Origin of the sequence: Paracoccus aestuarii, from assembly GCF_028553885.1 — a bacterium.
Lineage (GTDB): Bacteria > Pseudomonadota > Alphaproteobacteria > Rhodobacterales > Rhodobacteraceae > Paracoccus > Paracoccus aestuarii.
This window is the reverse complement of the sequence record NZ_CP067169.1, coordinates 1,001,669-1,023,911: the sequence shown is the minus strand read 5'-3', so window position 1 is coordinate 1,023,911 and position 22,243 is coordinate 1,001,669. Positions and strand designations below refer to the sequence as shown.

General features: G+C 65.1%; 20 protein-coding genes and 2 tRNA genes. 12 read left to right on the top strand and 10 right to left on the bottom strand.

Going from position 1 to position 22,243, the window contains the following annotated elements; translation table 11 throughout:
• Positions 1 to 68: 68 nt before the first annotated feature.
• Complete coding sequence (locus JHW48_RS05265) at positions 69 to 1,499, bottom strand: cobyric acid synthase (RefSeq protein WP_119885293.1); 1,431 nt, start codon at positions 1,497 to 1,499, stop codon at positions 69 to 71.
• 72 nt (positions 1,500 to 1,571) lie between these two features.
• Here JHW48_RS05265 and secG point away from each other — a divergent pair, with 72 nt between their 5' ends.
• The 4 genes from secG (at position 1,572) to katG (ending at position 6,815) form a co-directional block, all read left to right on the top strand.
• The gene (secG, locus tag JHW48_RS05260) at positions 1,572 to 2,162 is read left to right on the top strand and encodes a preprotein translocase subunit SecG (protein WP_272835797.1); all 591 of its coding nucleotides are present in this window, start codon (positions 1,572 to 1,574) and stop codon (positions 2,160 to 2,162) included.
• 153 nt (positions 2,163 to 2,315) lie between these two features.
• Positions 2,316 to 3,959: a CTP synthase gene (locus JHW48_RS05255; protein WP_119887454.1), complete on the top strand. Its 1,644-nt coding sequence runs from the start codon at positions 2,316 to 2,318 to the stop codon at positions 3,957 to 3,959.
• Between the two features lie 14 nt (positions 3,960 to 3,973).
• Positions 3,974 to 4,519, top strand: coding sequence for an MrcB family domain-containing protein (locus JHW48_RS05250; RefSeq protein WP_170152355.1), 546 nt, complete (start codon positions 3,974 to 3,976; stop codon positions 4,517 to 4,519).
• Positions 4,520 to 4,634: 115 nt separating this feature from the next.
• On the top strand, positions 4,635 to 6,815 hold the full coding sequence (katG, locus tag JHW48_RS05245; protein ID WP_119887452.1) for a catalase/peroxidase HPI: 2,181 nt from the start codon (positions 4,635 to 4,637) through the stop codon (positions 6,813 to 6,815).
• 112 nt (positions 6,816 to 6,927) lie between these two features.
• Here the strand turns inward: katG and JHW48_RS05240 are convergent, their stop codons facing one another.
• From JHW48_RS05240 to JHW48_RS05225, 4 genes are all read right to left on the bottom strand, one after another.
• Complete coding sequence (locus JHW48_RS05240) at positions 6,928 to 7,056, bottom strand: hypothetical protein (RefSeq protein WP_272835796.1); 129 nt, start codon at positions 7,054 to 7,056, stop codon at positions 6,928 to 6,930.
• Positions 7,057 to 7,179: 123 nt separating this feature from the next.
• Positions 7,180 to 7,578: a (deoxy)nucleoside triphosphate pyrophosphohydrolase gene (locus JHW48_RS05235; protein ID WP_119887451.1), complete on the bottom strand. Its 399-nt coding sequence runs from the start codon at positions 7,576 to 7,578 to the stop codon at positions 7,180 to 7,182.
• Positions 7,575 to 8,816, bottom strand: coding sequence for a bifunctional glutamate N-acetyltransferase/amino-acid acetyltransferase ArgJ (gene argJ, locus JHW48_RS05230; protein WP_119887450.1), 1,242 nt, complete (start codon positions 8,814 to 8,816; stop codon positions 7,575 to 7,577). The genes JHW48_RS05235 and argJ overlap by 4 nt, the downstream gene beginning before the upstream one ends.
• Entirely contained in the window at positions 8,816 to 9,658 is an 843-nt protein-coding gene (locus JHW48_RS05225) for a peptidylprolyl isomerase (protein WP_119887449.1), read from the bottom strand. Before JHW48_RS05225 ends, argJ begins: the two co-directional genes overlap by 1 nt.
• 202 nt (positions 9,659 to 9,860) lie before the next feature.
• On the opposite strand from JHW48_RS05225, the gene secA reads away from it, so the two are divergent.
• Entirely contained in the window at positions 9,861 to 12,635 is a 2,775-nt protein-coding gene (gene secA, locus JHW48_RS05220) for a preprotein translocase subunit SecA (protein WP_473093026.1), read from the top strand.
• Positions 12,636 to 12,807: 172 nt separating this feature from the next.
• On the opposite strand, the gene JHW48_RS18645 is transcribed toward secA, so the two are convergent.
• The gene (locus JHW48_RS18645; protein WP_119887969.1) at positions 12,808 to 13,251 is read right to left on the bottom strand and encodes a tetratricopeptide repeat protein; all 444 of its coding nucleotides are present in this window, start codon (positions 13,249 to 13,251) and stop codon (positions 12,808 to 12,810) included.
• A gap of 49 nt (positions 13,252 to 13,300) precedes the next feature.
• Here JHW48_RS18645 and JHW48_RS05215 point away from each other — a divergent pair.
• Together JHW48_RS05215 and JHW48_RS05210 are read left to right on the top strand one after the other, a co-directional pair.
• Positions 13,301 to 14,058, top strand: a protein-coding gene (locus JHW48_RS05215) for an IS5-like element ISPaes2 family transposase (protein ID WP_119887976.1) whose coding sequence is annotated in 2 segments (ribosomal slippage) — positions 13,301 to 13,625 and positions 13,625 to 14,058 — 759 coding nt in all. Because the reading frame shifts where the segments join, the coding sequence is not laid out codon by codon here.
• A 522-nt stretch (positions 14,059 to 14,580) separates the two neighbouring features.
• Positions 14,581 to 14,844, top strand: coding sequence for a hypothetical protein (locus JHW48_RS05210; RefSeq protein WP_119887750.1), 264 nt, complete (start codon positions 14,581 to 14,583; stop codon positions 14,842 to 14,844).
• A gap of 561 nt (positions 14,845 to 15,405) precedes the next feature.
• Here the strand turns inward: JHW48_RS05210 and JHW48_RS05205 are convergent.
• Together JHW48_RS05205 and JHW48_RS05200 are read right to left on the bottom strand one after the other, a co-directional pair.
• Positions 15,406 to 15,480 (bottom strand) — tRNA-Val (locus tag JHW48_RS05205).
• Positions 15,481 to 15,566: 86 nt separating this feature from the next.
• Entirely contained in the window at positions 15,567 to 16,922 is a 1,356-nt protein-coding gene (locus JHW48_RS05200) for an ATP-binding protein (RefSeq protein ID WP_119887752.1), read from the bottom strand.
• A gap of 34 nt (positions 16,923 to 16,956) precedes the next feature.
• Here JHW48_RS05200 and JHW48_RS05195 point away from each other — a divergent pair, with 34 nt between their 5' ends.
• The 4 genes from JHW48_RS05195 to JHW48_RS05180 all read left to right on the top strand — a co-directional run bounded on the left by JHW48_RS05195 (position 16,957) and on the right by JHW48_RS05180 (position 19,276).
• The gene (locus JHW48_RS05195; protein ID WP_119887753.1) at positions 16,957 to 17,814 is read left to right on the top strand and encodes an MBL fold metallo-hydrolase; all 858 of its coding nucleotides are present in this window, start codon (positions 16,957 to 16,959) and stop codon (positions 17,812 to 17,814) included.
• Between the two features lie 60 nt (positions 17,815 to 17,874).
• A tRNA-Asn gene (locus tag JHW48_RS05190) sits at positions 17,875 to 17,949 on the top strand.
• A 648-nt stretch (positions 17,950 to 18,597) separates the two neighbouring features.
• The gene (locus tag JHW48_RS05185) at positions 18,598 to 18,816 is read left to right on the top strand and encodes a hypothetical protein (RefSeq protein ID WP_119887754.1); all 219 of its coding nucleotides are present in this window, start codon (positions 18,598 to 18,600) and stop codon (positions 18,814 to 18,816) included.
• Positions 18,817 to 18,889: 73 nt separating this feature from the next.
• The gene (locus JHW48_RS05180) at positions 18,890 to 19,276 is read left to right on the top strand and encodes a hypothetical protein (protein ID WP_119887755.1); all 387 of its coding nucleotides are present in this window, start codon (positions 18,890 to 18,892) and stop codon (positions 19,274 to 19,276) included.
• Here the strand turns inward: JHW48_RS05180 and JHW48_RS05175 are convergent.
• The gene (locus tag JHW48_RS05175; RefSeq protein WP_272835795.1) at positions 19,259 to 19,657 is read right to left on the bottom strand and encodes a hypothetical protein; all 399 of its coding nucleotides are present in this window, start codon (positions 19,655 to 19,657) and stop codon (positions 19,259 to 19,261) included. The two genes, JHW48_RS05180 and JHW48_RS05175, sit on opposite strands and share 18 nt — an antisense overlap.
• A gap of 111 nt (positions 19,658 to 19,768) precedes the next feature.
• Here JHW48_RS05175 and JHW48_RS05170 point away from each other — a divergent pair, with 111 nt between their 5' ends.
• Positions 19,769 to 20,728 (top strand): IS481 family transposase, encoded by a 960-nt coding sequence (locus JHW48_RS05170; RefSeq protein WP_272835848.1) that lies wholly within the window; start codon positions 19,769 to 19,771, stop codon positions 20,726 to 20,728.
• 282 nt (positions 20,729 to 21,010) lie between these two features.
• Here the strand turns inward: JHW48_RS05170 and JHW48_RS05165 are convergent, their stop codons facing one another.
• Positions 21,011 to 22,237: an IS256-like element ISPaes3 family transposase gene (locus tag JHW48_RS05165; protein WP_076611693.1), complete on the bottom strand. Its 1,227-nt coding sequence runs from the start codon at positions 22,235 to 22,237 to the stop codon at positions 21,011 to 21,013.
• Between the last annotated feature and the right edge of the window lie 6 nt (positions 22,238 to 22,243).

Genomic DNA, 22,243 nt, shown 5'->3' with positions numbered 1-22,243 from the left:
AGGTAGCGCGCCCGCCCCGCTTCGTCCAGCACCACGAGGTCACATCTGCGCCGGATCGGCGCCGCGCGTCACCGGGCCACCGCCAGCAGGGCCGCCACGTCCAGATGCGCCTCAAGGTGATCGGCCAGATCGTCCAGCACGGCATCCACCCCGGCCTCGTATCCCGGGCGCGACGGCGCGCCCATCCGCGCCAGAAAGGCCGCGCGGAAGGCATCGTCCGAAAACAGCCCGTGCAGATAGCTGCCCATGACCCGCCCGTCGGGGCTGATCGCGCCATCCGGCCCGGGGATCATCGCGAAGGGGCGCGCGCAGTCGGGGCCGGCGGTCCGGCCCATATGGATCTCGTATCCGGTGACGGTCCGGCCCATCGCGGTGCCGGTCGCGCGGATCACGCGCTTCTCCGGCGCCATCACGGTCGTCACGTCCAGAAGGCCCAGGCCCGGCACCTGACCGGCCACCCCGTCCGCGCCAGAGGGATCGTCGATCACCCGGCCCAGCATCTGGTATCCGCCGCAGATGCCCAGCACATGCCCCCCGCGCCTGCGATGGGCGGCCAGGTCGATGTCCCAGCCCTGGTCGCGCAGAAAGGCCAGATCGCCAAGCGTCGATTTCGTGCCGGGCAGGATCACCAGATCGGCATCGCCCGGAATGGCCCGGCCCGGACCCAGCATGGTCAGCCGCACCCCCGGCTCGGCCGCCAAGGGGTCCAGGTCGTCGAAATTGGCGATCCGCGACAGGGTCAGGCAGACCACATGCAGCCCCGAGCTGCCGCCCCCGCGCAGGTCCACAGCATCCTCGGCCGGCAGGCGGTGGGCGCCCGGAAACCAAGGCACCATGCCGAATCCCGGCCATCCGGTCCGCGCCCGGATCAGGTCGTAGCCGTCATCGAACAGCCGCGGATCGCCCCGGAACTTGTTGATCAGGAATCCCCGGATCATCGCCGCATCGGCGGGATCGATCACGGCCTGGGTGCCCACGATCTGGGCGATCACGCCGCCCCGGTCGATATCGCCCGCCAGCACCACGGGCACCCCGGCGGCGCGGGCGAATCCCATATTGGCGATGTCGCGGGGGCGCAGGTTGACCTCGGCCGGGCTGCCCGCGCCCTCGACGATCACCATGTCATGGGCGGCCGACAGGCGCGCGAAGCTCTCCAGCACGCCGGCCAGCAGGCGCGGCTTCAGACCCTGATAGTCGCGCGCCTCAGCCCGGGCGATGGCGCGGCCCTGCAGGATGACCTGCGCGCCGCGATCGGTCTCGGGCTTCAGCAGGACGGGGTTCATGTCGGTCGCAGGCTCCAGCCCGCAGGCGCGGGCCTGCAGGGCCTGGGCGCGGCCGATCTCGCCCCCGTCCGCGGTGACGGCGGCGTTGTTGGACATGTTCTGCGGCTTGAAGGGCGCGACCGCGATGCCGCGCCTGCGCGCAGCCCGGCACAGCCCCGCCACCAGCAGCGACTTGCCCACGTTCGAGCCCGTGCCTTGGATCATCACCGCAACCATCGGACACTCTTGCTTGCCATCACCCCGACAGGTGACTAGATAGGCGCGTCCGCAAATGAAAGGCCGAAAGCCGTGGAAAACGTCATCCTGACCGTCCATCTGATCCTGGCCGTGGTGCTGACCGGGGTCGTCCTGCTGCAGCGTTCCGAAGGGGGCGGGCTGGGCATGGGCGGCGGTGGCGGCGCCGGCGGCGGCGTGATGTCGGGACGGCAGGCGGCCAATGCGCTGACGCGGCTGACCTGGATCCTGGGCGTGGCGATCTTCTGCACCTCGCTGATCCTAACGGTCCTGGCCGCGCGCAGCGTCAGCACCGGGTCGATCATGGACCAGTTCGGCGGCACCGCGACCGAACAGCCCTCGGCCCCGGGCCTGCCCGGCCTGCTAACCTATACGCCCCCGCCCACGACCGAGGGCAACCCGCTGGTCCCGCCCAGCCCCGCGACCGACGCGCCCCAGGCCCCTGCCGCCGAAGCGCCCGCCCAGCCGGTGACCCCCGCAGCGCCCCCGGCCGCCGAGGCGCCCGCCGATGCGGTGACCCCGCCCGCGGCCCCGGCGACCGAAGCACCGGCGCCCGAGGCACCCGCCACCGAGGCCCCGGCCACCGAGGCACCGGCCGCACCCGACACGGATCAGCCCCTGACGCCGCCCGCGCCGGCCAACTGATCACCGACACCACTGCCACGGGGCGATCGCAAGGATCGCCCCGATCCACTTGCGGTCCGTTGCGACCTCGGGGCGAATCGGTTATTTCGCAGGCCCCGTGGATATCCGCATCCGGACCGCACGATCTGAGAATTCTGCATCACGGGGGCCTTCATGGCGCGTTACATCTTCATCACCGGCGGCGTCGTGTCGAGCCTGGGCAAGGGTCTGGCATCGGCGGCCCTGGGCGCGCTGCTGCAGGCCCGCGGCTTCACCGTCCGCCTGCGCAAGCTGGACCCCTATCTAAACGTCGATCCCGGCACGATGAGCCCGTTCGAGCATGGCGAGGTCTTCGTCACCGATGACGGCGCGGAAACCGACCTGGATCTGGGCCATTACGAACGCTTCACCGGCGTCAGCGCGCGCAAGACCGACAGCATCAGCAGCGGCCGCGTCTATTCCAACGTGCTGGAAAAGGAACGCCGCGGCGAATATCTGGGCAAGACCATCCAGGTCATTCCCCACGTCACCAACGAGATCAAGGACTTCCTGTCGATCGGCGGGGACGAGGTCGATTTCATGCTCTGCGAGATCGGCGGCACGGTCGGCGATATCGAGGGCCTGCCCTTCTTCGAAGCCATCCGCCAGTTCATCCATGAACGCCCGCGCGGCGAATGCATCCTGATGCACCTGACGCTGCTGCCCTATCTGGCGGCCTCGGGCGAATTGAAGACCAAGCCGACCCAGCACTCCGTCAAGGAACTGCAATCCATCGGCCTTGCGCCCGACGTGCTGGTCTGCCGGTCCGAACATCCGATCCCGGAAAAGGAACGCGCCAAGATCGCGCTCTTCTGCAACGTGCGGCCCGATGCGGTGATCCCGGCCTATGACCTCAAGACCATCTACGAGGCGCCCTTGGCCTATCACCGGGCGGGCCTCGACCGCGCGGTGCTGGACGCCTTCGCGATCAGCCCCGCGCCGCGTCCCGACCTGTCGAAATGGGAGGACGTGATGGACCGGCTGGAACATGCCGAGGGCGAGGTCCGCGTGGCCATCGTCGGCAAGTACACCCAGCTGGAGGATGCCTATAAATCCATCGCCGAGGCGTTGACCCATGGCGGCATGGCCAACCGCGTCCGCGTCAAGGCCGAATGGGTGGACAGCGAGGCGCTGGAGGGCGAGGGCGCGCACCGGCTGGACGGCTATCACGGCATCATCGTGCCCGGCGGCTTCGGCGAGCGCGGGACCGAGGGCATGGTCACCGCCGCCCGCTATGCGCGCGAGAAGAAGGTCCCCTATCTGGGCATCTGCCTGGGGATGCAGATGGCCGTGATCGAGGCCGCCCGCAACCTGGCCGACATGCCCGATGCGGGATCCGAGGAATTCGACCACGAGGCCGGCAAGACCCGCTTCACCCCCGTCGTCTATCACCTGAAGGAATGGGTGCAGGGCAATTACACCGTCAGTCGCAAGGTCGGCGACGACAAGGGCGGCACGATGCGGCTTGGCGCCTATACGGCGGTGCTGACCGAGGGCTCGCGCATCTCCGAGGTCTATGGCGGCGCGACCGAGATCGAGGACCGCCACCGGCACCGCTACGAGGTCGACGCCACCTATCGCGAAAAGCTGGAACAGGCGGGCCTGCGCTTTTCGGGCATGTCGCCCGACGGCAAGCTGCCCGAGGTCGTGGAATATGCCGACCATCCGTGGTTCATCGGCGTGCAGTCCCACCCGGAGCTGAAATCCAAGCCCTTCGACCCCGCGCCGCTGTTTGCGGGCTTCGTGCGCGCGGCGATGGAGGAAGGGCGGCTGGTCTGACCCCCCTCGGCCCTGTGCTGCACCAGGCGGCACGGAACTATGTCCATGCGCGCCGCCGCCCCGTGGGGGGCAGCGCCTTCGCGCGTCATTTCCGCCGCGACATGGCGCAGATGCTGCGCGATGCGGTGGCCCACAGGCCCGAGCGGCTGATGGTGCGCGCCTCGGTCGGCGCGCCGGGCTGGGCGGCGGTGCCGTGGCTGGCCTGCTTTGCCCCCCATGTCACCCGGTCGATGCGCCACGGCCTCTATGTCGCGATCCTGATCGACGCCCCGGCCGAGGCGGTCATCCTGTCCCTGCAGCATGGCGCGGCCGAGGCGCTGACCCGGCACGGGCCCATCGCGGGGCCCGCGATGCTGCGCGCCATGGCGGAGGAGACTCGCGCCCGGCTGGACCGCCCTGCCCCGCCGCCCCTGACCTTGGCCGCCGCGGGCGATCTGGCGCGCGGCTACGAGGCAGGCTCTGCGCTGTGGCGGTCATGGCGCGGCGACATGGGCGGCTTCGGTCCCGCGCTGCAGGCGATGCTGGATGATTACCGCGCCTTGGTTGGGGGCGCGTCATAAGCGCGCCTTTGCATGATCATCAGGGAAATCAAATTCCCCTTATTGCCCGATAGGGGTAGGTTCTGCCCATACGATTCGCCCGTCCCGCAAGGGACCAGCCTTGAAGGAGACTGACATGGACGGTAACGCGATCCCCACCGGCAAATGCCCGGTGATGCATGGCAGCCATACCTCGACCCAGGCCTCGAACACCGATTGGTGGCCGAGCGCGCTGAATTTCGACATCCTCCACCAGCAGGACAGCAAGACGAACCCGCTCGGCCCCGATTTCGATTATCGCGAGGCGCTGAAATCGCTGGATGTCGAGGCGCTGAAGGCCGATGTCCGCGCGCTGATGACGGACAGCCAGGACTGGTGGCCCGCCGATTGGGGCAGCTATGTCGGCATGTTCGCCCGCGTGGCCTGGCATGCGGCGGGCTCCTATCGCCTGTCGGACGGGCGCGGCGGGGCCGGGACCGGCAACCAGCGCTTCGCGCCGCTGAACAGCTGGCCCGACAACAACAACACCGACAAGGGCCGCCGCCTGCTGTGGCCGATCAAGAAGAAATACGGCAACAAGATCAGCTGGGCCGACCTGATGATCCTGGCCGGGACCATCGCCTATGAACAGGCGGGCCTGAAGACCTTCGGCTTCGCCTTCGGGCGCGAGGATATCTGGCACCCCGAAAAGGACATCTACTGGGGCGCGGAAAAGGAATGGCTGGCGCCGTCCGACGAACGCTATGCCGCGGTGGACAAGCCCGACACGATGGAGAACCCGCTGGCCGCCGTGCAGATGGGCCTGATCTACGTGAACCCCGAGGGCGTGAACGGCAAGCCCGACCCGATGGCCACCGCCGCCCAGGTGCGCGAGACCTTCGCCCGCATGGCCATGAACGACGAGGAGACCGTCGCCCTGACCGCCGGCGGCCACACCATCGGCAAGAGCCATGGCAACGGCCGGGCCGAGGATATGGGTGCCGAACCCGAGGCCTCGGACCTGACCGATCAGGGCATGGGCTGGATGGCACGCGGCCGCCGCGGCATCGGCCGCGACCAGATGGTCAGCGGCATCGAGGGCGCCTGGACCTCGAACCCGACAAAATGGGACATGGGCTATTTCGACATGCTCTTCGGCCATGAATGGGAGCTGCGGAAATCCCCCGCCGGCGCTTGGCAGTGGGAGCCCGTGGACATCAAGCCCGAGGACATGCCCGCCGATGTCGAGGATCCGTCCATCAAGACCATGCCCATCATGACCGATGCGGATATGGCGATGAAGGTCGACCCCGCCTATCGCGCCATCTGCGAGAAGTTCATGGCCGACCCGGCCAGCTTCGACGACGCCTTCGCCCGCGCCTGGTTCAAGCTGACCCATCGCGACATGGGCCCCAAGGCGCGCTATGTCGGCCCGGACGTCCCGTCCGAGGACCTGATCTGGCAGGACCCGGTTCCCGCCGGCCGCACCGACTATGACGTCGCCGGTCTGAAGGCCCGGATCGCCCAGACCGACCTGACCGTGGCCGAACTGGTCGCCACGGCCTGGGACAGCGCGCGGACCTATCGCGGGTCCGACATGCGCGGCGGCGCCAATGGCGCGCGCATCCGCCTGGCCCCCCAGAAGGACTGGGTCGGCAATGAGCCCGAGCGCCTGCAGAAGGTCCTGTCGGTCCTGCAGCCCATCGCGCAGGAGGCAGGCGTGCCCTTGGCCGACGTGATCGTGCTGGCCGGCAATGTCGGCATCGAGAAGGCCGCCCAGGCGGCCGGCGCGCAGGTCGAGGTGCCCTTCTCGCCCGGTCGCGGCGATGCGACGGCCGAACAGACCGACGCGGAATCCTTCGAGCCGATGGAGCCGATCCATGACGGCTTCCGCAACTGGCTGAAGGCCGATTTCCGCGTCAATGCCGAGGAACTGCTGCTGGACCGCGCGCAGCTGATGGGCCTGACCGCGCCCGAGATGGTCGTCCTGCTGGGCGGTCTGCGGGTGATCGGGGCCAATCATGGCGGCTCCAAGCTGGGCGTGCTGACCGATCGCGAAGGTGCGCTGACGCAGGACTTCTTCGTCAACCTGACGGATATGGCCAACCGCTGGACCAAGGCCGAGGGCGATGCCGAGATCTACGAGATCCGCGATCGCCGCACGGATGCGGTCAAGTGGCAGGCCTCGCGCGTGGATGTGACCGTGGGCTCGAATTCGATCCTGCGCAGCTATGCCGAGGTCTATGCCCAGGATGACAGCCGCCAGAAGTTCCTGGACGACTTCGTCGCGGCCTGGGTCAAGGTCATGGATGCCGACCGGTTCGACCTGGCGGCATGATCGGGTGGCGCGGCCTGCGGGTCGCGCCCCTTTCCTTCAGGAATGACAAAAGGGGCGGTCCCGTTGGGACCGCCCCTTTCTGATGTTCCGGTCCGACCCCTGGCGGGTCGGGTCAGCAGCCGATCGGCTTGCCTTCGAAGGTGCGGTTGCCCACGCGCACCAGCATGGTGCCACTGGGGGTCACGCCCTCGAACAGGCCTTGGATCGAAATGTAGCTGCCGATCGAGATGGTGCGGATCATGTCAAGCCTCCTCTGCGCCCATGGGGAAAGGTAGTCATGAAATGGTTAAAAACTAGCTAATGATAATCACAGTCTACGACTTTTAGGGCGGAGTTGCCAAGCAGTTCCATCACATTTGCGACATTATAGCCACATTTCCAGCATGGGAATCAGTGGGATATCCGCCGCAGGCATGGGGTAATCGCGCAAATCGCGGGCCCGGACCCAGGCCAGCGCCTGCCCCTCGCGCGGCTGGACGATTCCCTGCCAGCGGCGGCAGGCAAAGACCGGCATCAGCAGGTGGAAATCGTCATAGCTGTGGCTGGCGAAGGTCAGGGGCGCCAAGCAGCTGTTCCAGGTCTGGATGCCCAGCTCCTCGTCCAGCTCGCGGATCAGGGCGGCCTCGGGGGTCTCGCCCGGTTCGACCTTGCCGCCGGGAAATTCCCACAGGCCGGCCATCGCCTTGCCCTCCGGGCGCTGTGCCAGCAGCACCCGCCCGTCGGGATCGATCAGCGCCACGGCCGAGACGAGGACCGTCCTCAAGACCGGTAATCCGCGTTGATGTCGATATAGCCATGCGTCAGATCGCAGGTCCAGACGGTGCGCGCCCCCTGCCCCAGCCCCAGATCGACGCCGATGCGCAGGTCCTCGTTCTTCATGTAGGCGCTGGCCGCGGCCTCGTCATAGCCGGGATCGCGCCAGCCGTCGCGGGCCAGGACCATGTCCCCGAAGCGGATGGTCAGCCGGTCGCGATCGGCCTGCGCGCCGGACTTGCCCACGGCCATGACGATGCGGCCCCAATTGGCGTCCTCGCCCGCGATGGCGGTCTTGACCAAGGGCGAATTGGCGATGGCCATAGCGACGCGATGCGCATCAGCATCGTCGGCGGCGCCGGTCACGGCGATCTCGACGAATTTCGTGGCGCCTTCGCCGTCGCGGACGACCTGATGGGCCAGATCGCGCATCACCCCATGCAGGGCGGTCACGAAATCACGGCCCGCGGGGCTGTCCAGATCGGTGATCGGCGCGGCATCCGCCCGGCCCGTCGCCGCCAGGATCAGCGCGTCCGAGGTCGAGGTGTCGCTGTCCACCGTGATCGCGTTGAAGGTCCCATCCATCCCCGCCGACAGCGCCTGTTGCAGGAGCGCCGCGGGGATCGCGGCATCGGTGAAGACATAGACCAGCATCGTCGCCATGTCAGGCGCGATCATCCCCGAACCCTTGGCGATGCCCGCGATGCGGATGCCCCCCGCCTCGGCGCAGGCGCCCTTGGGGAAGGTGTCGGTCGTCATGATCGCGCGGGCGGCCCCGGCCGCGCCGCCGGCATCCAGACCACGCGCCAGATCGTCCACGACGCCCACGATCCGGTCATGCGGCAAGGGTTCCCCGATCACCCCGGTCGAGGAGGTGAAGACCCGCCCCTGCGGCAGCTCCAGCGCGCCCGCCACGGCGGCGCAGACGGCATCGACCGATTGCTGGCCGCGCGCGCCGGTGAAGGCATTGGCATTGCCGGAATTGATCAGGATCGCCGCGCCCTCGGGGGCGTCGCCGCCTTGGGCCAGCTTGGCTTGGTTGTCCAGCACGCAGGCCGCGCGGGTCGATGACCGGGTGAAGGCCCCGGCCAAAGTGCTGCCCGGCGCGATGCGGATCAGGGTTACATCCGCGCGGCCCTGATATTTCACGCCCGCCGCGGCGCTGGCGAAATCGATGCCCGCGATCACCGGCAGGTCGGGAAACCGCGCCGGTGCCAAGGGCGATACGGGAAGTCCGGCCTTGCCCATCACTCGGCCCCCAGCAGATCGGTGGCGTTCAGCCGCGCGGGGTCCAGGCCTTCGGTCTTGTCGATTTCGGCCTCGTCGACCAAGCGCTGGATCTCGGCCTCGACCTTCTCGCGCAGGACCATCTGCGAGATCTGGTCGCGCACCTCGGCCAGGGCGGGGGCCTCGCGCAGGCGGGTCTCGTTCAGCTGGATCACGTGCCAGCCGAATTCCGTCTGCACCGGGTCCGAGATCGTGCCCGGCTGCATCGCGGCCACGGCCTCGGCAAAGGGCGGGACCATCTGATCGGCGGCGAACCAGCCCAGATCGCCGCGGTTCGGGCCCGAGGGACCGGTCGAGGCGGTTTCCGCCAGCTCGCCGAAATCGGCGCCGTCATCCAGCTGGGCCTTGATCTCGGCGGCCTCCTCCTCGGTTTCCACCAGGATATGGGCGGCGTTGTATTCCGTGACGTTTCCGGCCTCGGCGAACAGCCGGTCATAGGCGGTCTGCAGCTCGGCCTCGGCAGGCTCGGTCTCGGCGATCTGGCTGACGGTGGCCGATGCCAGGGTGTTGCGGCGCTGCAGTTCCAGCTGGGCGCGCACGCCGGCATCCTGCTGGGCGGCATCGGCCACGGCGGCCTGGCGGATCAGCTGGTCCAGCATCATGTCCCACAGCGCCTGGTCGGGCAGGTTCGCCATGGCCGGGTCCTGGATCGACTGCTTCATGACGATCATCTGGCCCAGGGTGATGTCCTGGCCGTTGACGGTCGCCACGACCTGGTCGGCCCCGCCATCCTGGGCCAGCACGGGGGTGGCGAGGACGGGCGCCGCGATCAGGGCGGCGGCCAGCAGGAACGGTCGGGTCATGGGCTTTCCTTTGAGCATCGGGCGGCCCCTCGCGGGGCGGGCCAACATTGACAGTCAGGCGGGCGGGGCCTACATCCGCAGACAACTCCGTGGAAGGCTTTGCCGCCGCGTTCGTTCAGGCCCCTGATACGGCAATGCGGCCGGTACGGGCAAGTGGGCGCCCGGTGACGCGCCTTCCCGACAACGTGATGGCGAAGGTAACATGATCGGCAATCTGGCGAAGATGGTCTTTGGCACGCCCAATGACCGCAAGGTGAAGGGCACGCGCCCTCTGGTGGCACGCATCAACGCCCTGGAGGACGAGTTCAAGACCCTGTCCGACCAGGGCCTGATCGACAAGACCCGCGAATTCCAGTCCCGCGTGGCGGGGGGCGAGGATCTGGACGACATCCTGCCCGAGGCCTTTGCGAACTGTCGCGAAGGGGCCCGGCGCGCCCTGGGCCTGCGCGCCTTCGATGTGCAGCTGATGGGCGGGATCTTCCTGCATCAGGGCAATATCGCGGAAATGAAGACCGGCGAGGGCAAGACCCTGGTCGCGACCTTCCCCGCCTATCTGAACGCGCTGTCGGGCAAGGGCGTGCATGTCGTCACCGTCAACGATTACCTGGCCAAGCGCGACGCCGAATGGATGTCCAAGGTCTATGCCCAGCTGGGCATGACCTGCGGCGTCGTCGTCCCCTTCCAGCCCGAGGCCGAGAAGCGCGAGGCCTATGCCTGCGACGTGACCTATGCCACCAACAACGAGCTGGGCTTCGACTATCTGCGCGACAACATGAAGGGCAGCGTGGCCGAGATGGTCCAGCGCGGCCACAACTTCGCCATCGTGGACGAGGTCGACAGCATCCTGATCGACGAGGCCCGCACGCCGCTGATCATCAGCGGCCCGTCCCAGGACCGGTCCGAGCTCTATAAGGTGCTGGACGCCTATGTGCCCCTGCTGACGGATGAGCATTACAAGCTGGACGAGAAGGCGCGCAACGCGACCTTCACCGAGGAGGGCAACGAGTTCCTGGAACAGCGGCTGACCGCGGATGGCGTCCTGCCCGAGGGTCAGACCCTATATGACCCGGAATCCACCACCATCGTCCATCATGCCAGCCAGGCGCTGCGGGCCCACAAGCTGTTCCTGCGCGACCAGCATTACATGGTCCGCGACGGCGAGGTGCAGCTGATCGACGAATTCACCGGCCGGATGATGAAGGGCCGCCGCCTGTCCGACGGTCTGCATCAGGCGATCGAGGCCAAGGAGGGCGTGGACATCCAGCCCGAGAACGTCACCTTGGCATCGGTGACCTTCCAGAACTATTTCCGTCTTTACGACAAGCTGGGCGGCATGACCGGCACGGCATCGACCGAGGCCGAGGAATTCGCCGAGATCTACAAGCTGGGCGTGGTCGAGGTGCCCACCAATCGCGGCATCGCCCGGATCGACGAACATGACCGCGTCTATCGCACCGCGGCCGAGAAATACGCCGCCGTGGTCGAGGCCATCAAGGAAGCCCATGCCAAGGGCCAGCCCACCTTGGTCGGCACCACCAGCATCGAGAAGTCCGAGATGCTGTCCGAGATGCTGAAGCGCGACGGCATCCCGCATAACGTCCTGAACGCCCGCCAGCACGAGGCCGAGGCGCAGATCGTCGCCGATGCGGGCAAGCTGGGCGCGGTGACCATCGCCACCAACATGGCCGGCCGCGGCACCGACATCCAGCTGGGCGGCAATGTCGAGATGAAGGTGATGGAGGCGCTGAACGCCGATCCCGATGCCGATCCCGACGCGCTGCGCGCCCGGATCGAGGCCGAGCATGCCGATGCCAAGGCCCGGGTGCTGGAGGCCGGGGGCCTGTTCGTCCTTGGCACGGAACGTCACGAATCGCGGCGCATCGACAACCAGCTGCGCGGCCGGTCGGGCCGTCAGGGCGATCCGGGGCGGTCGCTGTTCTTCCTGTCGCTGGATGACGATCTGATGCGGATCTTCGGCTCGGACCGTCTGGACAAGGTGCTGTCCACCTTGGGCATGAAGGAAGGCGAGGCGATCGTGCACCCGTGGGTGAACAAGTCGCTGGAACGCGCCCAGGCCAAGGTCGAGGGCCGCAACTTCGACATCCGCAAGCAACTCCTGAAATTCGACGACGTGATGAACGACCAGCGCAAGGCCATCTTCGGCCAGCGCCGCGAGATCATGGACAGCGAGGAAGTGGGCGAGATCACCGCCGACATGCGCCACCAGGTCATCGACGACATGGTCGAGGATCACATGCCCGCCCGGTCCTATGCCGATCAGTGGGATCCCGAGGGGCTGAAGACCGCCGTGCGGGAACGCCTGAACATGAACCTGCCCATCCCGGACTGGGCCGAGGAGGAGGGCGTCGACCAGGAGGTCATGCGCGAGCGCATCACCGAGGCCAGCGACCGCTACATGGCCGACAAGGCCGCGGCCTTCGGGCCCGAGACGATGGTCCAGGTCGAAAAGCAGGTCCTGCTGCAGATGATCGACCAGAAATGGCGCGACCACCTGCTGACGCTGGATCATCTGCGGTCGGTCGTGGGGTTCCGCGGCTATGCGCAGCGCGACCCGCTGTCGGAATACAAGACCGAGGCCTTCCAGCTGTTCGAGAGCCTGCTGGACGGGCTGCGCTTTGACGTGACGCAGCGCCTGTGCCAGATCCGCCCGCTGACCGAGGCCGAGCGCGAGGAGATGCTGCGCCAGATGGCCGACCAGCAGCGCGCCATGCAGGCCCCCGAACAGACCCCCGAGCCCGATCAGGCCCCCAGCCCGCCCCGAACCCGGGCGCGCGTCCGGGCTTCGTCGAGGCCGACCCCACGACCTGGGGCAACCCCTCGCGCAACGACCTCTGCCCCTGCGGGTCCGGGAAGAAGTTCAAGCACTGCCACGGCGCCATCTGACGCCCGATGCCGCCCGCATCCCCTGGATGCGGGCGGACGCATATCAAACAGGCCGCGCCAAGGTGGTTCGTGATGCTGCTGGCCGAAATGGGGATGGTGGGTGATGAGGGATTACCCACCATCCTCTTAAAGCCTTGATCTTGTTGGCGTTGCTATGTGCGCGGGTTGTTGTTGTGCCTCACTCTCGTGTCGCACTTTGATGGCGCGACTGCAAGACCCTCCTTGATGAGCATTTGTTGCGGCACTCACGACTGACTCTGCATTATCATCGCTTTGATCCTTGCTAGTCGTTTCGGAGCGGTTACAGCATCAGGCTTGATTTCGATTGCCTTCTCCATAGCGTTAGCTGCGGCTTCAAGGTCTCCGGCTCGTATAAACCACTCCCCTAGCCGTACGTAGTACTCAGGCCGATGAGGGCTAAGTGAGATAGCTTGCTTCACTGCAGCTACAGAGTTAGTAAAATCTCCTCGCTTTGCGTATACATAACTGAGTCGAACCAACGGCCAAGGTTGCTTCGCGAGGCTAATGGAGTGCTTCAGGTGGTGCTCGGCAAGATCCAGTTCATCAGTGCTTAGATACAAATCTCCAAGTTGGGCGTGAAGAGTTGGTGCACCCTCTTTATAACTAATGGCTTTTCTGAGGTGCTCGATAGCTTCACTATAACGGCCCTCTCTAGGCTCCAGACCCATTGATCTTACGGTCTTTGCATGATTCAGGCTCCTCAAGGAGACCTGATCGATGAGTAATCTTTACTGGCTGAGCGACGCCCAAATGGAGCGTCTGAAACCGTTCTTTCCCAAGAGCCATGGCAAGCCCCGGGTCGATGATCGTCGCGTTCTCAGCGGCATAATTTTCATCAATCGTAATGGGTTGCGGTGGTGTGACGCGCCGAAGGAATACGGCCCGGCCAAAACCCTCTACAACCGCTGGAAGCGCTGGAGCGATAACGGGGTTTTTGCCCGGATCATTGTCGGCCTTGCCGCCGAGAGCGCCGAGCACAAGACGATCATGAATGACGCGACCTATCTCACGGCACACCGCACGGCCTCGAGCCTTGGGGTGAAAAAGGGGGGCGCGGGCGCCAGATCGGGCGCACCAAAGGCGGTATGAACACCAAGTTGCACGCTGTCGCCGATGCGAAGGGGCGGCCGATCGGGTTCTTCATGTCGGCCGGCCAGGTTAGCGATTACACCGGCGCGGCGGCGCTGCTGGGCAGCCTGCCGAAGGCTGAGTGGCTTCTGGCCGACAGGGGCTACGATGCTGACTGGTTCAGAGACGCTTTGAAAGACAAGGGGATAAAGGTTTGCATCCCCGGACGGAGGTCCCGCAAGAAGGTCGTCAAATACGACAAGCGGCGTTACAAAAGGCGTAACCGCATCGAAATCATGTTCGGACGTCTGAAGGACTGGAGGCGCGTCGCAACCCGTTATGACCGCTGCCCGGAAACGTTCTTCTCAGCGATCATGCTCGCCGCAACCGTCTTGTTCTGGCTGTGAAACTTAATGAGTCTGGAGCCTAAATGGGAGTTCCGATATCAATCTTCCCGAATGAAGCAGGCTCTCCGCATCGCTTTGCCAGATAACGCAATCGAACCTTGGTATTCCCCGGCCTATTTGACCGCGCTGACACGTACCCCACTGCGGTCGGGGAAAATCCGGGAGGTACTGCAAAGCCTCCCGTTCAGCCTTGCCCGCTGCATAGGGCTATATAAGACCTTGGGCGAACTCGCCCGGCGCACTCCTGCGTACCAGATGCTATTCGACCGTGCAGCCGAGATGCTGTGCATGCGGTTCGGGTGGGTTGACGTGCGAGAGATGACGCCTGGGGCGGCAGCCTTCCTGACATCCAGAAGCGACAGGCCGCAGGATGTTGGGGCAGTCTTGAGCACAGTGCTCACCCATGCAGCGAGGCAAGGCATCGGAACATGGACCGGCAGACGGCGCGTCCTGCCTGAGCAACCACGTGTGTCAGCCGGTCTATGTTCTGCCGAACATCCTCCCAGCCACAAAGTTATCATCATGCCCGGCAGATCGAACGGCAGCAGGAAGCGCTTCCCCGGAGCACAGCGGGCAATCCAGTTCGCAGAGGTTGTGGACCTCGGCGCAGATCACGGTTGGCAGGAACTCACCGTGCCGCAGATCATGGCTGCGGCGTTCCGCCTTGGGATTAATCTGCCCTCGGAACGGGTGGTGCGGATCAGCTTGGACGCGGCCGTGGGGGCGGGGTTGATCGCCAGTTCGTCCCGCGGCACGTACGGCAAGAGTAGGCAGCGGGCAGCATGAGCGGCACCTGTGCCCAGAGCTGCCGTGCGGCGCGCATGATCGCCATCGCCGGGTTCTTCCTGCCATGCTCAACCCCGCCCGAAAAGGCCGCTGTACGGCTCGGCCAGAGCCTCCGAGAGCCATACGAGCATGCAACAGCAGCACAGAGAGCCGCGGCGCTTCACGGCCCTTTCCGACAAGCTAGCCGCGATGGGTTCGCGACGTGCGGTACAGGATGCCTTCTTCTGCCGGTTCTGCGGATACCGTGTTAGCACGTCCTTGACTTGGCGTGCATCGGCCTTGGTCAAGTCAGCAAACGGCTTCTGTTCGGTGATCTCGCCTAGCAGTGCCAGAACTTCCTGCTTCTGACTTGCTGTCTTAGGTGCGAGGCCAACGTGTCCGCAGCGACAGAAGTACGTGACTGCGCTTCTGGTCAGGATGAAGGGAGGCCGGGATGGGCCAGCGGAAGTAAAAGACCCCGTGCCGGGACCGACTCAAATAGGCAGCTAAACGCATGCTGTGGCTCACCAATGTGGCGCACCAGCGGAGCAGCAGCATCTAAGTCTTTGACTTTAGAGGAAATGGTGGGTGATGAGGGATTTGAACCCCCGACATCTTCGATGTGAACGAAGCGCTCTACCACTGAGCTAATCACCCGTCGCGCTGGCTTCTAGCGCCAGCGGCAGCGAGTTGCAAGAGGGCTTTGCGTCTTTTCCGCCCTGCCCCCGCACCACCCCTTGCGATCAGCGGGGGATGACGATTTCCGCCCTCAGCCCGCCCAAGCGCGGCCCGCGGCCAAGCCGCAGCTGGCCGCCATGGGCGCGCGCCACATCGGCCGCGATGGCCAGGCCCAGCCCCGCCCCCTGGGCGCTGCTGCGCCTGCGGGACGGGTCCAGGCGGGTGAAGGGGCGCATGGCGGCGTCCAGGCTGTCCTCGGGGATGCCGGGGCCGTCATCCTCGATCCCGATGCGCAGGCTGCGGGGGCCCAAGGCCGCGTCCAGCTCGGCCCGGCTGCCATAGCGGACGGCATTGCCGATCAGGTTCTCCAAGGCGCGGCGCAGCATGGCGGGGCGGAAGGTCGCGACCCCGCGCCTGTCGCCCTCGAACTGGACGAAACGGGCCTGCTGGCCTGCACGCTGCGCATCGGCGATCACGGAATCCAGGAAATCGCAGGCCGGCAGGGTCTCGGCCGGAACCTCGCGCGCATCCTCGCGGGCATAGTCCAGGAAGCCGTCCACCATGCGGTTCATCTCGGCGATGTCGGCTTCCAGCGCGGCGATATCCTCAGGCTCGGGGGGCATGTCGGGGCCCATCATCGACAGGCCCAGCCTCAGCCGCGTCAGGGGCGTGCGCAGGTCGTGGCTGATCCCCGAGATCATCACCTTGCGCTGTTCGTTCTGGCGTTCCAGCCGGTTGCGCATGTCCAGAAAGGCGGTGCCCGCGCTGCGGATCTCGACCGCGCCCGAGGGGCGGTAGGGCAGGATCCGGCCCTTGCCGTATTCCTCGGCCGCATGGGCAAGGCGGCGGATCGGCCGCAGCTGGTTGCGCAGAAAGATTGTGGCGATGCCGCTCATCAGCAGGGATGTCGCGATCATCAGGACCAGCAGCTGATGCGGGTTGGAGGCGCTGACCCGCCGCCGCTCGAAGCTGAGCTGATAGGGGCCGAAGGGGCCGTCCAGCGCCACCGCGACGCGCTTGTCGTCGGTGGCCAGGTCGATGGCCAGCACCTGGGGCAGCGCGTCGCGCAGCACCTCGATCACCACCCGGCCGGAGAAATCGTAGAACAGCCGCTGATCGCCCGGCGGCACCGGCGCGGGCAAGGCCAGGTCCAGCTCCAGCGGGCGGGCCACGGACACGCCCGCGCGCCGCGCCGCCGCCATGTCGGGGGCGGCATCGACCAGCTTGGCGACGAAGGCCACCTCATGCGACATGCTGGTGGTCATCTGGCGGGTGACGCCCTCGAAATGGCGCTGCAGGAACATGACGCTGACGACCAGCGTCACGACGACCACCGGCAGGAACAGGATCAGCGCCGCCCGCGCGTAGAGACCGCGCGGCACCAGCTTGCGCGCGATGGCGCCTTCGGGATGGTTGGACATGGCGGCCTCCGATCTGTCGCGCTAGGCTAGCGCCATGAGCATCTGCGTGAAAGAGCCCCGGCGGATCCTGGCGCCGAACCCCTCGGCCTTGACCGGGCCGGGCACCACCACCTTCCTGATCGGCAGGGCGGATGTCGCGGTGATCGACCCCGGCCCCGACGATCCCGCCCATATCGAGGCCGTGGCCCGGGCCGGGCAGGGGCGCATCGGCCATATCCTGGTGACCCATGCCCATCGCGACCACAGCGCGGGGGCTTGGCGGCTGGCGCGGCTGACCGGCGCGCAGGTCCTGGCCTTCGGCCGCGCGCGCGACGGCCGGTCCCCGATCATGGCGCGCCTGGCCGAGGCCGTCGCCGGGGGCGAGGGGCTGGACGAGGATTTCACCCCCGACCGCACCCTGCGCGACGGCGAGGTGGTCACCGGCACCGATTGGAGCCTGCGGGCCCTGCACATGCCGGGCCATGCCGCCGGTCATCTGTGTTTCGAATGGGGGGACCAGGTCTTTTGCGGCGATCTGGTGATGGGCTGGTCCTCGACGCTGATCTCGCCCCCGGACGGGGACCTGGCGGATTACATGCGGTCCCTGGACCGGCTGGCCGCCTTGGCGCCGCGCCGCCTGCTGCCGACCCATGGCCCCGCGATCGAGGCGCCCCTGCCGCGCCTGGCCGAGCTTGCCGCCCATCGCCGCGCCCGCAGCGCCCAGATCCTGGCCGACCTGCGCGAGCGCCCCGATTCCGCCGAGGCGCTGGCCCGCCGCATCTACGACATCCCCGCGCCGCTGCTGCCGGCCGCGACGCGCAACGTTCTGGCCCATCTGATCGCCCTGTCCCAGCTGGGTGCCGTTGATTTCCCTGACGAAATCGGACCCGACACAGTTTTTTCACCCGGCTGACAAAAAAACCCCTTCCGCCACTGGACGCCCCCGAAGCAGGTTGCTATATCCGCCCCGTGTTCCGGCGTAGCTCAGCGGTAGAGCAGTTGACTGTTAATCAATTGGTCGTAGGTTCGATCCCTACCGCCGGAGCCATAAACAACTGAATTTATAATGATTTCAGTAATGTGTTTCCCTAACGGGATGACACCAATTTGGCAGAATAGGTGATGTCACCCAGGTGACACGTGGGGCCCTCGAAATGAGGACGCTCTATCCCTATCGCAACACACCTCATCCGCCGCGGTCGCTATTACAGTTGGAGACGCAAAGCTGGGGGGCTGGTCGTCCAGCTTGCATTGAATACGGATAGTCCGACAGCCGCCCGCCGCCTTGCCGTCGCTTTAACAGCTGCCAGCGAAGGGGTGTGGGACGATATGATCAACCTGAAAATCAGCAAAGAAGACGCGATCGCTGCTATGCGGGCGTCTTTGACCGGCCCGGCGCCCGTCTTCGCGCAGCCTATGGCAGCGCCTGTTCTGGAAGACGAAGAAAAGCCCAGCCACACCGACCCCATGATCCGTGCAGCCGCCGACCGTCTGGTGCGCGAACTACTGCGCGATGGGCTGGCAAACAGAGAAACCTGCGACGCGATTATCAAAACGGCCGCGCTTATCGAAGAAGCCACCGGCGTCTCGGATCTCCGGAAAATGCGGCAGCATCATGTTGTGGCCTTGCGCGACATGCTGGACCGGCTGCCCCCGTCATCCCGCGACTGTAGGCCAGGAAATCACGATCGCTGGCATGCTGATCGACAACGAAACCGGAAATTCAGTCAATTTCGGCGATTTCGAGTCGATCACCGCCGTCCTGAATGGGATCGATGTTACCGATTTGCTGATGGGTTCAGGCACTTCCAGATCGTTCACGCCTCAAGAGTCTGGCGGGCTCCAGATCGACGGCTGGGTCACGGTCAATGGGCAGACGGTCTACGCGATGCAGACCTATGTGACGGTCGAGTGATAGTCAGAGGTCTGATAAACCATAGGCGGTCGGCTCATCCCGGCCGCCTTCTTCATGAAGAACGGAGACGATCATGCGCGCCGATGTTCAAGCCATGTATGCCGCGATGGGTCGAGCCTTCGCGGGCGTCTGGGCCGAGATCGGAATTCTGACGCTCGCGGACGGTCGCCAGATCCGCCTTCATATGATCTACCGCCCAGGCCGCCAAGTTTTCAGCGTTGACGGAGACAGCGAATATTCCTGGTCCGCGCCGACGATCTCTTTCCGGCGCGACCAGCTGATTTTTGCGGGGCTGCGCGATCTCGAGGGCGAGCTTGTCGGCGCTACTTTCGTGAAAGACGGGAAGGCTCTAGGGTTGGATGACATCCGTGATGACGAGACGGCGATGGTCAGTGCGAAGGTGGCCGATAGGGCTTCGACTGAACGAATTCACATATCAAGGTCACCTCTGACCAGCTGAAGTTTCACGGTAAGTGTCGCACCAGTGCTCGATCGCGTTCGCCAAAATCATTGTTATATGAACGTAAGCTTGTTGAAGTTCCCTGTATCGTTCCGGATCAGTGTCATTGTCGACCGGGTTCATTGTTACACCTTCGAGCTTTAATGCACCGTCGACCGTCATTTCAGTTGACGTTGCCTGTCCGAGCATCTGCTTAATGTGAAAATCTGAAAAGTGTATGGCTCCAGAAGTGTTCGTATAGACTGACTGCACCCATCTTCCATGGCCTTCTATCTTTTTAATAAGCCATCGATCAGTCGCAAACTTATCACTACCTTGAAATTTGAATTTGTTAATTTGCTTTCCAAAATAAACCTCTCTGCAAAATGTCTCAGCTGTCATCCCGTCCGTGTCGTCGGCCCAATACAGCGCATAGAAACGAGCTGTTGTATCTAGGTGTTTGATCCCATGGTTTGATGGTGCAATCCTTTCGCAGGAATGGAAGGAAGCATTATGGGACAAGTTCGTCACGGGAGCGCCACGACCACGCACGCTGTCAGAGCTGCAATACAGCGATCGCAAGCTTCGCTCGCGCAGCTGAGCCGGGAGCTCGGCATCAACCCAAAGACTGTCGCGAAGTGGCGCAAGCGCGAGACAGTTGAGGACCGTAAGACTGGGCCGAAGGAGCCACGCTCCACGGTCTTGAGTGAGGCCGAGGAAGCAACAATCGTCGCGTTTCGGCGCCATACGCTGCTGCCGTTGGACGACTGCCTCTACGCTCTTCAGCCCTCTATCCCACATCTGACGCGCTCGGCGCTGCACCGATGCCTGCAGCGGAATGGCATTTCGCGACTGCCGGACGTGGGCGGGGACAAGCCCAAGCGTGCGAAGTTCAAGCGCTACCCGATAGGTTTCTTCCATATCGACATCGCCGAGGTGCAGACGGCCGAAGGCAAGCTCTTCCTCTTCGTAGCCATTGATCGCACCAGCAAATTTGCTGTCGTTCAATTGGCGGAAAAGGCCAACAGGAAAACCGCTTGGGAGTTCCTGGAGCACCTTCTGGACGTCGTGCCCTACCGCATCCACACGATCCTGACCGATAATGGCATCCAGTTCGCAGAGCAGCCTCGAAACCGTAACACTCCTTACTCTCGGCAAATGCGGTTCGACATGATTTGCGAGGCAAACGGGATCGAGCATCGGCTGACCAAGCCCAACCACCCGTGGACGAATGGCCAAGTCGAGCGGATGAACAGGACGATCAAGGACGCGACCGTCAAGCGCTACCACTACGACAGCCACAGCCAGCTGCGCACGCACCTCGCCGATTTCATCGCCGCCTACAATTTCGCACGCAGGCTCAAGACGCTGAGCGGTGTCACACCCTACGAATACATCTGCAAGGTCTGGACTTCAGAGCCAGACAGATTCATCGTCAATCCGATCCACCAGATGCCGGGACTGAACACCTAGATTGAGCCTGATTAACGTCACAGCCATCTGTCCGTTTCTGGATCCGATAGCCTGCTTGAATGCAAGTGATATTGAATTCGTTCTTCTTATAGCAGCAAGTATATAATGCCGTTGGAATTCGGCATTATCGGGTAAGCTTACTAGCTTCAAGGGAAGTAAATTAAGCTCATCCTCAACTCGCTTTAGGTCACTGTAGTCGCCAAAGCGACTTTCATCGGTCGTGTCGCGAATGCTGTGGAAACTCCCTGGCAGCGTGCTCCGAGCATGTGAAGCTTCGGCCTGTTAGGCGGCGAGGTCAAGGGGCATGGGCTCGAGGGGCTGAGAGAGGGTTTCCCAGCCATCGACCTTGCGCATCTGGATCTGGCCGGAGGCGAGCAGCGCCCAGAGCAGCATGGGCACGGTCTCTGCGGAGGGCAGCACGGTCTGGGTCTTGATGCGGCGGCGGAACTCCCCGTTCAGGCGCTCGATGGCGTTGGTGGTCCGGGCCGATTTCCATTGCGAGGGGTCGAGCCGTGTGAAGGTGAAGAGCCGGTCGCCTGCTTCCTCCAGGCTGTCGGCCACCGCTCGGCACTTCAGGCGCCATTTGCGGAGGAAGGCCTTGCGGCGCGTCTCAATCCCGGCGGCGGTGTCGGCGTAAATCATGTCGCGGTAGTCCTCGGTCAACTCGTCTTGGAGGTGCTTCGGCGCGTGGGCCAGGAGGTTGCGGTGCTTGTGAACCGTGCAGCGCTGGATCGGCAGGTCCTCGCCCCACAGCGCCACGAGCGCGGCCTCCAACCCCGGGGCACCGTCAACGATCACGAATTCAGGCCACTTCAAACCGCGGGCATCAAGGTCATCCAGGAACTGACGCCAGGCGGCCGTGCTCTCGCCACCCATGTTCCTGATGGATAACAGCACCTTCTGTCCGTCGCGGCGCACACCGATGGCGGCCAGAACAGAAATGTTCGTGGCTTTCCGGTCCAGTCGGGTCTTGATCACGGTGCCGTCGAGGATCAGGCGGACAATGTCTTCATCGGCCAGACTGCGCGCACACCAGGCGTCCCAGTCCACCTTGACCTTGCGCCAGGCGCGGCTGACCACGTCCTTGCTGACCGCGCCCTCGAAAAGCCCGAACAGCGCCCGCTTGACCCGGCGCGTGTTGGTTCCGGAGAGGTAGACTGCCGCGATCAGGGCCTCGGCCTTCTTCGTCAGCCGCTGGTAACGGGGCAGCGCCTTCGAGCGCCACTCCGTCACCTTGCCAGCATCATCCTCAATCCGGGCGCGCGGCACCCGCACTGTCTCGGTACCGAAGGTGCCAGTGAGTTGCCGCTCCCGGTGCCCGTGGCGATACCCTTTCGCCGAGCCGCCGCTCCGGTCGTAACGAAGGCGGCCGAGAAAGCTCGCGAGTTCTTCTTCGAAAACGGCTTCGATGGTCGCGCGGACGTGGCTCCGCAGCCGCTCCTCGATCGGATCGAAACCGGCCTCTCCGGCCAGTAGCGCAAAGCTCGCGGTGTCGGTAATCTGGTTCATGGCGTG

Coding starts and splice junctions, on each gene's coding strand:
- JHW48_RS05265 (WP_119885293.1), bottom strand. CDS start 1,499: ATGGTTGCGGTGATGATCCAAGGCACGGGCTCGAACGTGGGCAAGTCG.
- JHW48_RS05255 (WP_119887454.1), top strand. CDS start 2,316: ATGGCGCGTTACATCTTCATCACCGGCGGCGTCGTGTCGAGCCTGGGC.
- katG (WP_119887452.1), top strand. CDS start 4,635: ATGGACGGTAACGCGATCCCCACCGGCAAATGCCCGGTGATGCATGGC.
- JHW48_RS05240 (WP_272835796.1), bottom strand. CDS start 7,056: ATGATCCGCACCATCTCGATCGGCAGCTACATTTCGATCCAAGGCCTG.
- argJ (WP_119887450.1), bottom strand. CDS start 8,816: ATGGGCAAGGCCGGACTTCCCGTATCGCCCTTGGCACCGGCGCGGTTT.
- JHW48_RS05225 (WP_119887449.1), bottom strand. CDS start 9,658: ATGACCCGACCGTTCCTGCTGGCCGCCGCCCTGATCGCGGCGCCCGTC.
- secA (WP_473093026.1), top strand. CDS start 9,861: ATGATCGGCAATCTGGCGAAGATGGTCTTTGGCACGCCCAATGACCGC.
- JHW48_RS18645 (WP_119887969.1), bottom strand. CDS start 13,251: ATGGGTCTGGAGCCTAGAGAGGGCCGTTATAGTGAAGCTATCGAGCAC.
- JHW48_RS05210 (WP_119887750.1), top strand. CDS start 14,581: ATGCCCGGCAGATCGAACGGCAGCAGGAAGCGCTTCCCCGGAGCACAG.
- JHW48_RS05200 (WP_119887752.1), bottom strand. CDS start 16,922: ATGTCCAACCATCCCGAAGGCGCCATCGCGCGCAAGCTGGTGCCGCGC.
- JHW48_RS05195 (WP_119887753.1), top strand. CDS start 16,957: ATGAGCATCTGCGTGAAAGAGCCCCGGCGGATCCTGGCGCCGAACCCC.
- JHW48_RS05185 (WP_119887754.1), top strand. CDS start 18,598: ATGCTGATCGACAACGAAACCGGAAATTCAGTCAATTTCGGCGATTTC.
- JHW48_RS05180 (WP_119887755.1), top strand. CDS start 18,890: ATGCGCGCCGATGTTCAAGCCATGTATGCCGCGATGGGTCGAGCCTTC.
- JHW48_RS05175 (WP_272835795.1), bottom strand. CDS start 19,657: ATGACAGCTGAGACATTTTGCAGAGAGGTTTATTTTGGAAAGCAAATT.
- JHW48_RS05170 (WP_272835848.1), top strand. CDS start 19,769: ATGGGACAAGTTCGTCACGGGAGCGCCACGACCACGCACGCTGTCAGA.
- JHW48_RS05165 (WP_076611693.1), bottom strand. CDS start 22,237: ATGAACCAGATTACCGACACCGCGAGCTTTGCGCTACTGGCCGGAGAG.